General features: G+C 48.2%; 9 protein-coding genes. 3 read left to right on the forward strand and 6 right to left on the reverse strand.

What is annotated here, in order from left to right; translation table 11 throughout:
* Nucleotides 1-307 precede the first annotated feature (307 nt).
* Nucleotides 308-1,306, reverse strand: a complete 999-nt coding sequence (locus tag EZV72_RS11875) for a YeiH family protein (protein WP_175405109.1) — start codon at nt 1,304-1,306, stop codon at nt 308-310.
* 151 nt (nt 1,307-1,457) lie between these two features.
* Between EZV72_RS11875 and EZV72_RS11880 the strand changes: the two genes are divergently transcribed.
* Nucleotides 1,458-2,336, forward strand: coding sequence for a LysR family transcriptional regulator (locus EZV72_RS11880; protein WP_137167449.1), 879 nt, complete (start codon nt 1,458-1,460; stop codon nt 2,334-2,336).
* Between the two features lie 28 nt (nt 2,337-2,364).
* Here EZV72_RS11880 and EZV72_RS11885 read toward each other — a convergent pair whose 3' ends face one another.
* The gene (locus tag EZV72_RS11885; protein WP_137167450.1) at nt 2,365-3,015 is read right to left on the reverse strand and encodes a trimeric intracellular cation channel family protein; all 651 of its coding nucleotides are present in this window, start codon (nt 3,013-3,015) and stop codon (nt 2,365-2,367) included.
* A gap of 539 nt (nt 3,016-3,554) precedes the next feature.
* Between EZV72_RS11885 and EZV72_RS11890 the strand changes: the two genes are divergently transcribed.
* Together EZV72_RS11890 and cspE are read left to right on the forward strand one after the other, a co-directional pair.
* Complete coding sequence (locus EZV72_RS11890) at nt 3,555-5,165, forward strand: tetratricopeptide repeat-containing sulfotransferase family protein (RefSeq protein WP_175405110.1); 1,611 nt, start codon at nt 3,555-3,557, stop codon at nt 5,163-5,165.
* A 484-nt stretch (nt 5,166-5,649) separates the two neighbouring features.
* Entirely contained in the window at nt 5,650-5,862 is a 213-nt protein-coding gene (gene cspE, locus EZV72_RS11895; RefSeq protein ID WP_137167452.1) for a transcription antiterminator/RNA stability regulator CspE, read from the forward strand.
* 667 nt (nt 5,863-6,529) lie between these two features.
* Here the strand turns inward: cspE and EZV72_RS11900 are convergent.
* The 4 genes from EZV72_RS11900 to EZV72_RS11915 all read right to left on the reverse strand — a co-directional run bounded on the left by EZV72_RS11900 (nt 6,530) and on the right by EZV72_RS11915 (nt 12,681).
* Entirely contained in the window at nt 6,530-8,029 is a 1,500-nt protein-coding gene (locus EZV72_RS11900) for an NCS1 family nucleobase:cation symporter-1 (protein WP_137167453.1), read from the reverse strand.
* A gap of 109 nt (nt 8,030-8,138) precedes the next feature.
* On the reverse strand, nt 8,139-10,460 hold the full coding sequence (locus tag EZV72_RS11905; protein WP_137167454.1) for a TonB-dependent receptor: 2,322 nt from the start codon (nt 10,458-10,460) through the stop codon (nt 8,139-8,141).
* 185 nt (nt 10,461-10,645) lie between these two features.
* Complete coding sequence (locus EZV72_RS11910; protein ID WP_137167455.1) at nt 10,646-12,130, reverse strand: CoA-acylating methylmalonate-semialdehyde dehydrogenase; 1,485 nt, start codon at nt 12,128-12,130, stop codon at nt 10,646-10,648.
* A 20-nt stretch (nt 12,131-12,150) separates the two neighbouring features.
* Entirely contained in the window at nt 12,151-12,681 is a 531-nt protein-coding gene (locus tag EZV72_RS11915) for a flavin reductase (protein WP_137167456.1), read from the reverse strand.
* Nucleotides 12,682-12,689: the final 8 nt, after the last annotated feature.

Consider the following 12,689-nt stretch of genomic DNA (forward strand, 5'->3'; position numbering starts at 1 on the left):
CTAAAAAATAAATGTTGTTATTCAGACACCGCCATCAGCGCTAAAAATGCACATCGATGGCCTTCTGTTTATTTTCAAACCTGTAACAATGAAAGAATCACGCCAGTTAGCACTAGTGCATTAGAAAGGCTTTGTATACCACCTTTACGCGATACTTTAAAAAATATACCCTATTGTTTTTATTGACATTTATATTTTTACTGTTTGTTATTCATACAAAAAAACAATACTGTCAGCTCCCCCTGCATACTAACAACTCACTAACTTTCTTCTCTTTTCGTTTGGGTGTAGGTAAAAAACTACACATTCAGGATAACAACTGATTAATTACAGCGCCCCCGCCAACCAGAAAAATAAACAGCGTCAGACCAAGTATCAATGGTTTTAGTCCGGCTTGCCGCACCACCTGCAGATGGGTTTTTAAGCCTAGCGCCACCATGGCCATCGTTAGCAACAGATTATCCAGCGACAATAAAAAATGAGTAAACACGGTACTGAGCTGTATCAATGAATTGAAGCCAATTACCAGTACAAAAAGAATGGCAAACCAGGGCATCTGAGCCAACATTACTCTGAGCGATGAAGGGGTATGTGCAGAGGCGGACTTTGCTGGCAGCATGGCCAGAACAATTAAAAACGGCCCCAGCAGCATGACCCTGATCATTTTTTCCAGTACCGCCACCTGCGCAGCATCAGGGCTCACTGCGCTGGCGGCAGCAACCACTTGCGCCACTTCATGAATAGTAGAGCCGGCATACACACCAAAGGCGTAATCAGATAGCCCCAGATAAGCACCGATAAACGGATAAACAAACATGCTGGTCGTGCCGAAAATAACCACGGTAGCTACCGCAATGATAACGCTATCGGCTTTGGCTTTGATCACCGGAGCAGTCGCTAAAATGGCGGCAGCGCCACAAATGGCAGAGCCTGCGCCAATCAACAGGCTGGTGTGCCTGTCCAGTTTAAGCAGTTTGCGTCCGGTGACATACGCCAGAGCCAGCACGCCGGTCATGATGAGTACATCTATGAGCACGCCGCGCCAGCCCAACCCGATGATCTCGCTGAAAGTAAAATGAAAGCCAAACAAAATAATGCCGGTTTTCAGAATCCGGCTTTTGGCAAATTCCACTCCTGCGTCAACTCGCACAAGCTGATCTGCCGTGGCTAAATTTCCTACCAGCATACCCATGATAATGCCGAGCGTCAGCGGACTGATCCCCGCCTGTGAAAACCAGCTCAGTTGTGCCAGGCTAATTGCACCAATGGCCAGCAGCATAACTAATGCCAGCCCACGGCGTATCATCAGACACCTGGTTACGGGTTTGTTATGAGGTGAAAGTAAGCGTGTTGTCATGGCGCTGCCCGGTAGTGGCTAAAGTTGCATTGACTCTATCCCCGGACTTATCATTACTCAAATACACTATTTTCACTTTTGAATAACCTGAGGTTATACAATGAATTTGCACGGCTTACGGGTATTTTATACTGTGGCTACCCAGCACAGTTTTTCACTGGCTGCGGAGGCGCTCTGTATCAGCCAGCCAGCGGTTTCTAAAGCGGTCCGGGAACTTGAACACACGATTGGTCTTGCCCTCGTTGAGCGGGCAGGTAGAGGCAAAACTATTCGCCTGACCGGGGCCGGCCAGGCGTTGCTGGAGCATGCTACCGGCATTTTTGCCATTGAAGCGGCCGCAGAGCAGGATTTAAAAGCCCGCGCCGGACTTACCCGCGGCCAGCTTAACATTGGCGCCAGTACCACAGTAGCCAGTTACTGGCTGACCCATTTGCTGGCTCATTTTAATCGCGCACATCCGGATATAGACATCACCCTGAATGTGGCTAACTCATCACATATTGAGCAAGCACTGCTGCAAAATGATATTGAACTAGGCTATGTGGAAGGTAAAATTGCGCATTCGCTGATCCACTGTGAACACTGGAAAAGTGAGTCGCTGAGTGTGTTCTGTGGGAGTTCCACTACACTGCAGAAGGCGAGCACAAAGGCCCTTGAGCGTGCAACCTGGCTGGTCAGGGAACCGGGTTCTGGTACCCGCAGTGTCAACGACCAGTATTTTGATGCGCATTATATCGCACCGTCTCGTACCATTACCCTGGGCAGCAATGAAGCTATTGTCCATGCTATTGCTGCGGGTATGGGCATTGCATTGTTGCCGGATGTGGTGGCCGCTCCGCTGCTGGCCATTGATACCGTAAAGCGGCTGCCTGTCATCAGTCAGCTTCAGCCGGCCCCGCGTCCGTTGTATTGTCTGACTCACACCACCCGCCCCCGCTCACCAGCCGCAGAAGCTTTTTTACGCCTCAGTGGTGAGTAATCGGGTGCTGCTGGTCAGCCAGATAATATTAGTAACTGCCTTTTTGTTGTTCCTGCTTTTGCTCCATGTCAGCCGGAAAGATGGGAATACGCCAGCCCCACTTCAATGCTCCGAGCCGCAGAATGAGAGTGGTGAATAATGAGCCCGCAATACACCACTCATATTCTGCATTGAAATGAAATAGTATTGCGTACACGCCACCGCCGATGAGTGAGGCCGTAGCATACAACTCACAGCGCATTACCAGAGGTATTTCACGACAAATAACATCGCGGATCAGGCCCCCAAATATGGCGGTACAGGTTCCCAGCGTTATCGCTACCAGCATATCGGCACCGCTGATGAGGGCTTTTTCTATACCAATAATATTAAACAGCCCAAGACCGATGGCATCGACCAGCATCAGGTAAAAGCCTTTTAAATTCGATCTCAGCCTCAGCAATACAATGGTGACGATAATCGCTAAATAACAGGCATAAAGGTAATCAGAGTTCGCTACCCAAAAGACATCTTCATCCAGCACCAGATCACGCAGCGTGCCCCCACCCACGGCGGTGATGCTCCCCAGTACCACCACCCCAAAACTATCGACGTCTTTTTCATATGCTGCCAGTGCACCGGAAATGGCAAAAAACGCCACCCCGGCCAGATTCAAAAGATGAAACCATGCATCGCTCATACTCTGTTCCTGCATTAACTTTGTTTAACGTTTTTTGTGTAAAACAATATAGATGGATCAGCCCGACATATAATTGGAAAGAGGCAGTCAGCGGGTTCGGGGAATAACACAGACAGTTACATTCTGACTATTTGGCTATACAGTAAGGACATATAGCGGACAGGAACTTTGTTCCGGACCATTTTGACAAAGGTGCCAGACTACGGTAAATAAAGGCAGACAAGTGCCTTGAAGCCTGTAGTGTGCTGTTTGTTAATTAAATCACCATCGGTCAAACTCATTGTATCTTTACAATGTTACTTTGAGCAGCCGCTAACCATACGGTTTTTCGCCTTAATTCAGGGTCATCATTCGGGCCTGTCTACCACGTCTTGTTATCACCAGACATGACTATGCTGCTGGCCTGGCCAGGCTAGTTACATGGCCATCGTCACTATTACACCTCAAAAAACGCCTCATACATGTCATTGGTTTTTAAGCACTTGACTCTCTTTCAACCTCCTTTACACTTTCTGTTTTCAATGACTGCAGGCGTAAGCATGGACAAGCATGCATTCAATAATGAAATTATTGAAAAAGGGCTGGATAACACACCATTTGCACCGCAATTGATTAAGGCCTTTAACGCATTAGAAAAAGGTGACATCAGACAAGTCGCCGCGATTGCGCAAGACACTTTAAAATCTGACAACCAAGTGCCCCAGGCGCATTACCTGCTTGCCAGAGTTGCCATACAAACCAGACAACTTGATATTGCCCTGAGAGGCTTTATCAGGGCCACGGAACTCGACCCGACAGTTGCTGATTACTGGGCTTTTTTAGCTCTTGTTCACAGCCAGACTGGCAATATGCCTGCCGCTGAAATATCGGTAAAAAAAGCGCTAAATCTTAATAGTGAGAAAGCGCATGTTTTACGTCCTATGGCACATGTTCTGAGTCTGTTAGGACAGCTTGAAGAAGCGTCCGGGTTACTCAACAAAGCAGTCGAAAAATCGCCTCAGGCCGCCATTTATCATCATGCTCTGGCGGTAAATCTGTTGGGGCTGGGTGATTTTCAGGGGGCGCAAAGGGCCATACAAAGAGCGATTGAGCTTAATCCCTATTACGCAGAATCCCGCTGGATTTTATCTTCCCTGATAAAGGCCGAAGATAATGGCATGGCAAATGAATTGGTATTGCTGATGAATACGCCTAACATGCCAGATATCGAGAAAGCCTATCTTGGGTATGCTGCCGGCAAGCTCTTTGAAGATACACAACACTGGCAGCAGGCATTCAGTGCGTTTGAACAAGGCGCGGCGGCAAAACGCCGGTTATTGCATTACGATCGCAATGAGGCCCGTCGAACCTTTGATACGCTAAGGCGTGTTTGCACAAAAGACTGGCTCAACAACAAAACAAATGTTCGGCATGATGCCACCCCTATTTTTATTGTAGGGCAACCCCGCACCGGCACAACGCTGGTAGACAGGATTGTTTCAAGCCATAGCCAGGTTCACTCAGCCGGTGAGTCCGTGCAATTAGCCATGTCACTAAGAGCTATGAGCGGTGTGCGCACAAAAGAATTTATCTCGGCTGAGCTAATTGAAAAAGCCAAACAGGTTTCTGCTGCAGAATTAGCCCGCTCATATTTAACCGGCGTCGACAAAGTAAAAGGAAATACCCCTTACTTTATCGATAAATTCCCGATGAACTTTATGTTGCTCGGGTTTATTGTAAAGGCATTTCCGAATGCCAGAATCATCCATGTAACACGCAACCCCATTGATACCTGTTTTGCCGTTTACAAGCAGCTTTTTGAAGAGGTTTACCCGCATAGCTACGACCAAACTGAAATGGCCGAGCACTACGTGATGTATCGACAATTAATGGCTCACTGGCACGCTGTGATGCCGGGTAAGATCATTGACATCGCTTACGAGGATATTGTTCAGGACAATCATAGCTCTGCCCAAAAATTAATAAAAGATCTTGGCCTGGAATGGGAAGATGATTGCTCAGCGTTTGAAAAAAATAACACTGCGGTGACGACGGCCAGTGCAGTTCAGGTAAGAGAAAAAGTCCATACCAGTTCAGTAGGCCGGTGGAAAAAGTACGAGCAGCAACTCGCCCCTACTCTTAACATATTGCAAAAAGCGGGAGTTATCTGATGCCGGGCGGCAATAAAGACCATAAATATATATAAGTTAAGTTCAAATCAGCTATCTATTCTCTGCCTGCCCTGCTCTGTCCACAGCCAGGCCAATGACCACCCTATCTGGTACAATGATTGAATATTGCCAATGTAGCCTATCAGACCGATATCTTAGGCAAGGCATTAAATGCTAACTAAGATTTATCTGCCGTGCTAATTCATTGATACGATTTAAACCATGAATACAAAAGACACTACAAAAATAGAGTGTTTGGCCTCAGGCAGATTTATTTTCAAATAAAGACTTTACTTACGTAAATAAAGGGCCTACTATACACACGCTTTAGATAAATAAAGCCCTTTCTACTACAGCTCTGTTTTCTACTACTACCTTTTTTTAAAAAGTCGGCATAGATATTCATCAGTTTTATTAGTCAAGTTAACTATCTATCGCGCTCAGGTAATTTTTACCATCATTATTTTTTAAAAAGGTTTCAAATATGTCTAATCAATCTATTGGCACAGTAAAATGGTTTAACGAAGATAAAGGCTTTGGTTTCATTAGCCCTAGCGACGGCGGAAAAGATGTTTTTGTACACTTCCGTTCAATCGTTTCTGACGGCTTTAAAACGTTGGCTGAAGGTCAAAGCGTATCTTACACTGTTGAGCAAGGCCAGAAAGGTCCACAAGCAAGCAACGTTAATGTTGCCTAATATTGCTTAAAAAGATTTAAAAAAGAGCCGGTTATCCGGCTCTTTTTTTTGCTTTATCACCATTATCTTTTCTTTCTGCGTTTTACCTCATCCCGAATTTAGCCATATTTTTATATCAGCAAATAGTTACGCCTGATAAAACTCTGCTTTTCTCATAAAAAATAGCGTATTCGTTGTACTTGAAGTTAACAATATTCGTACTTAAGAGACAATGAAAGCTGACGCAATGTTTCCGTTATTTATAAAAGATGTCATTCTTTTGTCCGGACAAAGCAAAAAGCGAAAGCTAACACTTCAAAGCCTAAAATACTGGTTCCAAACGCGCTGCAGGCGATGTGAGGTTCAAGATTGGTGTGGCTGCTGGGCTGGTTGATACGACTTGTCTGGTAATATCAATTTTTGGGAATGGGTTTTATATCACCTCCCCAGAACCTACCAAAAGATTTCTGAGTCATCATTGCCCCTCTTATTTGAACTCAGGGAATTATAGTCTTCTTTAATAGAAAACAAGTTAGCTTCGGTAATCAGACATGTAACACGCTTATGTTGCCGGATTGATCCTCGCGCTCCCAAAATTCGCCGTAGATGTGGATATTAAAGGTCAATTTCTTGTCTATAAATGCCAGGCAATGCCGGAAGAGTATTCCGGCTTTGCTAACTAACCTGCTCAGGGCACACTATTTACGCTGGCGTAGGCTGGCTGCTTTTTGGCCAGCAACATATAGACAATGCTTGCCACCAATAAGCCGACAAACCAGGCGTAGGCGTATAGGGTGTCAAATATCGCCGGTACGGAGTTTACAATACCAGCAGCATGAAAAAAGCCCGGGATATTGGGCAGTACACCTATCACCAATGCTGTGATGCCTGCCATATTCCAGCCTTTAGTGGCTGCATATTCTCCCTGATGCTGGAACAGTGCATCAATATTCAGGGTAGATTTGCGTAAAATAAAATAGTCAGCAATCAGAATACCGGCGATAGGCCCCAGCAGCGCTGAATAGCCGGTTAGCCAGGTAAACAGGTAGCCGCCTGCGGTTTCCAGTAACTTCCAGGGGAAAATAGCAACGCCGATTCCGGCGGTAATATAGCCACCCATTTTAAAGCTGACCTTCGAGGGCGCCAGATTGGAAAAACCGTAAGCCGGTGCCACCATGTTGGCCGCCAGATTAGTGGTAAGTGTAGCCAGCGCCAGCGCAGCCAGTGCCAGTACCACGCCCAGTCCCCCCATGCGACCGGCCAGTTCCACCGGGTCCCATATGGCTTCGCCATAAATGGTCACGGTGGCTGAAGTGACCGCCACGCCGATAAATGCAAATAACGCCATGGGTAATGGCAGTCCCACTGCCTGTCCAATCATCTGGTCTTTTTGCGAGCGTGCAAACCGGGTGAAATCGGGAATGTTTAATGCCATTGTTGCCCAGAACCCGACCATGGAAGTCAGTCCGGCAAAAAAAGTCGGCCAGAAATGCCCTTCTTTGGCACCACCTGGCACAAACTGGGACGGCGTAGAGAGCATATTGTCAAACCCGCCTGCCTGAACGTACGCCCAGCCAAGCAGGGCCAGTCCCATTAAAATTAAAAACGGGGCGGCAAAGGTTTCCAGCCAGCGAATGGACTCGGTGCCGTGTTTTATAAACACCAGATGCATGGCCCAAAAAGCAAAAAAGCAGAGAGTTTGGGTAATATCAATGCCCAGTACCGGCAGGGGCTGACCCACAAAAAAATCACTGCTGACGCTATTTAAAATCACATAAATAGCACTGCCACCTACCCAGGTATTAATACCAAACCAGCCACAGGCCACCAGCCCTCGCGCGACTGCCGGAATTTTAGCGCCCCGGGTGCCAAACGAGCTGCGTAACAGAACCGGAAACGGCACCCCGTATTTTGCCCCTGCATGCCCGATAAACATCATCGGTACCAGTACAATGACATTGCCCAGTAACACGGTAATCACAGCCTGATACCAGTTCATGCCTTCAGACACTAATCCGGCAGACAGTAAGTAAGTGGGTACACACACCACCATGGCTACCCATAGCGCAGCGTAGTCTTTCCATACCCAGGTCCGGGTTTCCACAGTGGTCGGAGCCAGATCTTCATTCCATAAGTCACTGTCGTAATGAGAGGGTTTTATCATGGGCTGATTGCTACTTTTATCCACGATGCATATCCTTTAAGAAAGGTTGTCATTAATTAATAAGCGAAGTGCCGGCACAGCAGAAGCAGCGCCGGTAAGCACGGCTTCTGACTAAACGCCTGAACCAGTCTGGTTAAAAGTTGCGTCTGACTGATACCCCGTAAGTGCGGGGTTTGGCATACGAAATCTGACTGGTGCCATAAAAACCGGTCACATCAAAACCAATCAGTTCGTGATCTGAGTCAAACAGATTATCTATGTATGCCGCCAGTCGCCACACATTGTCACTGTCTGCCCAGGTCACGCGCGCATCGGCCTTGGTATAACTACCAATTTTGTGAGCGGTGAAATTGCGGGCATTGTGGAATGTTTCAGACTGATAACTGCCCGACAGCTGGGCAGCCATATTACCTTTAAATACGTTCCAATTGTACCTGATCATGGCTGAGGCCTGAATTTCAGGCGTAAAAGGCGGGGTAGTATCGGCAAAATAGCCTGATGCTACTTCCAGGTCTTCTACAACAGCATCGGTGTAAGATATGTTGATCATGAGATCAAGCCGGGCATTAGGAGTGAGGAAGAGTTCGAGCTCAGCACCGCGAAACGTGGCTTGTTCGTTAGATACCACACCGGCGTTATTCACCCAGGAAAATGACTGATAATCAGTATAATCATAGTAAAAAATACCGGCATTCAGAACACCACGGTTAGCCATAAAACTGTGCTTCATACCCGCTTCATACGCCGTGAGTTCCTCGGGTCTGTACTGACTGAACCCCCCGAATAATGGCGCATTGAAACTACCGGCTTTGACCCCTCTGTTAATACCAGCGTAATACAGGGTTTCACCAATGCTGTACTCCAACTGCAATTTAGCAGACCATAAATCCTGATCATTGTTGTCATCCACTGATTCCAGTGAAGGTGACTGTGTATTTATCTCTATCACACGATCATTGGTATTCTGATTCTGGTAAACATTACCGCTGAACGTTTTATTTTCCCGGGTATACCGCAGCCCGCTTACCAGAACAAAGGCATCGGTGAAGCTATAGTCCATCTGACCAAATACAGAATAGGAATCTGTGGCCAGACTCACCAGTGTATTGTTTTCCTCCCCGCCCAGAAAAAAAGTGGTCGGGGAACCGGCCAGTCCCTGACTGTAATCGGTGTCAACACGCAGCAGATATACACCGGACACCCATTTTACATCGCTCGTCATACCGGAAAGACGTACTTCCTGGCTGTACTGCTCTATTGTGCTGTCAGACTGAAATATCAGCTCAGGGGACGCCGTCTGGTCAGAATCCAGCCCCACTGTTCGCTTGAACTGTTTGTAGTCAGACATCGCAAACAGATCAAATTCATCAAAGGCATATTCCAGCGTACCGGCCACACCGTGAGATTTAATTTTATTCTGGTCATCAAAAGCAAAATCTTTGTTGACCAGGTTTCCCGATCCATCGGGATCAAAATTACCGTTGAAATCCCCTCCCTGAACCGGGCGTAATGGATCGCCATTGAAATTACCATCCACGCAGATCCCTGCCTGAATCGTATCGCACCCCAGAGGATCATCGGCAGCATAAATCACATCGGTCACGTTACCGGCAGCATCTTTCACCTCGGTAGTATTAATAACCTGGTACGGACCTTCGCTTTTTGTCGTATCTGCCCAGTTTGCGCTTAGCAGAAAGCTGCCCTTTCCGGCGATGTCAAACATCAGCTGTCCACGCAGCGCTTTGGTGTCATCGTTGAAGCCATCTTCCCCGCCGCCCTGCGACCCCAAACGTGTATCCGGCGCAGCGCCGTCCTCATAGATATTTTCGAGAATCTCACCCTGCTGATTGGTAAAGCCGGATAAACGACCATAAATGCCTTTTGTCAGTTTGCCGGAAACAGCACCCTCGAACCGATACTGATCAAACCTTGCAGCGGTGACTTCGGCAAACCCTTCAGTGGTTTCGGTGGGTTTTGCTGTTATGGTATTCACCAGACCACCGGTTGCATTTCTGCCGAACAGCGTCCCCTGCGGCCCTTTGAGAATTTCGATGCGCTCTACATCAAACAAGCCGAAAGTCTGCGCCTGCGTACTGGCCAGATAGCCGTTGTCGACATAGACCGCGACGGGCGCTTCGGCCAGATCAGCATAATCATTTTGCACCACACCACGAATATTAAAAATCGCGCGCTGGCCGCCAATATCACCGGCCAGCGATACGCCGGGTGTAAATGCAATTAAGTCTGTACTGCTTTCCAGCCCCAGTGCATCCATTTGTTGGCCTGAAAATGCGGTCAGCGCAATGCCAACATCGCTAATATTCTCATTACGCTTTTGTGCGGTTACCTCGATGGTTTCCCACACGTTTGCTGCGGCCTCAGCCGCCGGCACCACAGTCAGTGCCATTGATACAGTCAGCGCCAGCAGACACCTGTGTGTGTTTAACATTTGCATGTTGTACTCTCATTTTATTGTTCTTTTTAACAAGCCGTTGCGGCGGTGTTGTCCCGATATTTTAAGAGTAACTGTCGATGAGAACTGCGTATCGAAGGCCACAAATTCCAGTCCGTGGCAGCGCCTTTAAAGGGCACACTGCACGGTGCTGGTTTAATTATTATTTTATGTAATGATGTGGCGTATCAGCTGGGGAATGAAAAGCTCACGCCGTCGCGTACGCCGCTGGAAGGCCAGCGCTGGGTAATCGTTTTTCGACGGGTATAAAAGCGGACGCCATCAGGACCATACGCATGCAGGTCGCCAAATAGTGAGCGTTTCCAGCCGCCAAAGCTGTGATAGGCCACAGGAACGGGCAGCGGAACATTGATTCCCACCATTCCCACTTCAATATGATCAGAAAAATAGCGCGCGGCTTCACCGTCCCGGGTAAAAATGCAGGTGCCGTTACCAAATTCATGCTCATCGACGATACGCATCGCCTCCTGCATGCTTTCCACCCGCATCACCTGCAATACTGGACCGAATATTTCTGCCTGATAACTGGCCATGTCGGAGGTGACATTATCAATAAGCGTCGCGCCCAGAAAAAAGCCCTCATCCAGTCCTTCCGGCTCGCGCCCATCAACCACAATATGCGCCCCATCACTGGCTGCACTGGCAATGTATCCGGCCACCTTGTCTTTGTGCTGTTGGGTAATAAGCGGCCCAAAATCGTTAGCCGGATCACTGCAGTGTCCTGCTTTTAATCCCAGCATACCGGTTTGCAGTTTATCCACTAACCGGTCGGCCACATCATCGCCCACCGCCAGCACTACCGACAGCGCCATGCAACGTTCACCTGAGGAGCCAAAAGCCGCCCCCAGCAACTGATTCGCTGCATTATCCAAATCAGCATCCGGCATGACGATGGCGTGATTCTTTGCTCCGCCAAGGGCCTGACAGCGCTTACCCCGGGCACTGGCCTGAGTGTAAACAGACTCGGCCACCGGGGTTGAGCCAACAAAGCTGACTGCTTTGGTACGCTCATCATTAAGCAGTGCGTCCACGGCTTCTTTATCACCGTTTATCACGTTAAATACGCCGTCCGGCAAGCCGGCTTCTTTTAGCAGCCGAGCCAGAAAGATCGCACAGCTTGGGTTGCGCTCTGAGGGTTTAAGAATAAAGGTATTGCCGCATACTATGGCCAGCGGGAACATCCATAAAGGCACCATGGCCGGAAAGTTGAATGGCGTGATCCCAGTAACCACACCCAGTGGCTGAAATTCACTCCAGGCATCAATGCCCGGCCCTACGTTTTTGGTATGCTCACCTTTTAACAGCTGTGGAGCACCGCACGCAAATTCCACGTTTTCAATCCCCCGCTGCAACTCACCGGCTGCATCATGACTGATCTTGCCGTGCTCAGCGCCAATCAGCGCAATAATCTCTTCTGCGTGCTGTTCCAGCAGATGTTTAAAATTAAACATAATGCGGGCGCGTTTACTGACCGGCGTATTACGCCATTCACTGAACGCATTCTGGGCTGTGACTATGGTCTCATTCACCGTTTGAGCTGACGCCAGTAAAACCAGTTTTTCCGGCTCGCCGGTAGCAGGGTTAAATACTTCCTGCATACGTCCTTTGGGAGTACAGGTTTCGCCGTTAATAAAATGACCAACTACTTTCATATCTGTTTCAATCCTTTGGGTTAAACATCCTGGCAAACTGAGTGATAGCCGCGCTGATAATAGAGCAAGGCGTCGGCTTCTTCGTTAAGCCGGATATCAGTGACCTGACAAAACAGCACATCGTGGGTGGCCACATTCTTTATCTCGGTGATCACACAGTCAAAGCATACTGCCGCGTCACTTAGCACCGGTGAGCCGTTTGCCGACGTTGCCCAGGCTCCGCTTTCAAAACGTTCGGCCATCGGCGCTTTACCGCCAAACAGGTTCGATAATGGCGACTGAACAGATGTCAGGGTGTTGATAGCCAGATGCTGACTCTGGGCAAAAATACTATGCACTGAGGCACCGCGATTCAGGCAGACCAGAAGTGTTGCCGGATCATCACTGACACTACACACGGCAGTAGCGGTAAAGCCGGCAGGTCCTTGCGGGCCTTCGGTAGTGACAATATTGACGGCTGCGGCCAGCCCCGCCATCCCTTTTCGGTAAGTGTCAGGCGAGACGGTCCGGACGGGCGTGGTAACAACTTCATTGAGTGCTGTAATAGTCATACAGAGAT

It is taken from the genome of Salinimonas lutimaris (assembly GCF_005222225.1).
GTDB classification, from domain to species: domain Bacteria; phylum Pseudomonadota; class Gammaproteobacteria; order Enterobacterales; family Alteromonadaceae; genus Alteromonas; species Alteromonas lutimaris.

Bases quoted from the DNA above. Each gene is read 5' to 3' on its own strand.
- EZV72_RS11875 (WP_175405109.1), bottom strand. From the start codon at position 1,306: ATGATACGCCGTGGGCTGGCATTAGTTATGCTGCTGGCCATTGGTGCA.
- EZV72_RS11880 (WP_137167449.1), top strand. From the start codon at position 1,458: ATGAATTTGCACGGCTTACGGGTATTTTATACTGTGGCTACCCAGCAC.
- EZV72_RS11885 (WP_137167450.1), bottom strand. From the start codon at position 3,015: ATGAGCGATGCATGGTTTCATCTTTTGAATCTGGCCGGGGTGGCGTTT.
- EZV72_RS11890 (WP_175405110.1), top strand. From the start codon at position 3,555: ATGGACAAGCATGCATTCAATAATGAAATTATTGAAAAAGGGCTGGAT.
- cspE (WP_137167452.1), top strand. From the start codon at position 5,650: ATGTCTAATCAATCTATTGGCACAGTAAAATGGTTTAACGAAGATAAA.
- EZV72_RS11905 (WP_137167454.1), bottom strand. From the start codon at position 10,460: ATGCAAATGTTAAACACACACAGGTGTCTGCTGGCGCTGACTGTATCA.
- EZV72_RS11910 (WP_137167455.1), bottom strand. From the start codon at position 12,130: ATGAAAGTAGTTGGTCATTTTATTAACGGCGAAACCTGTACTCCCAAA.
- EZV72_RS11915 (WP_137167456.1), bottom strand. From the start codon at position 12,681: ATGACTATTACAGCACTCAATGAAGTTGTTACCACGCCCGTCCGGACC.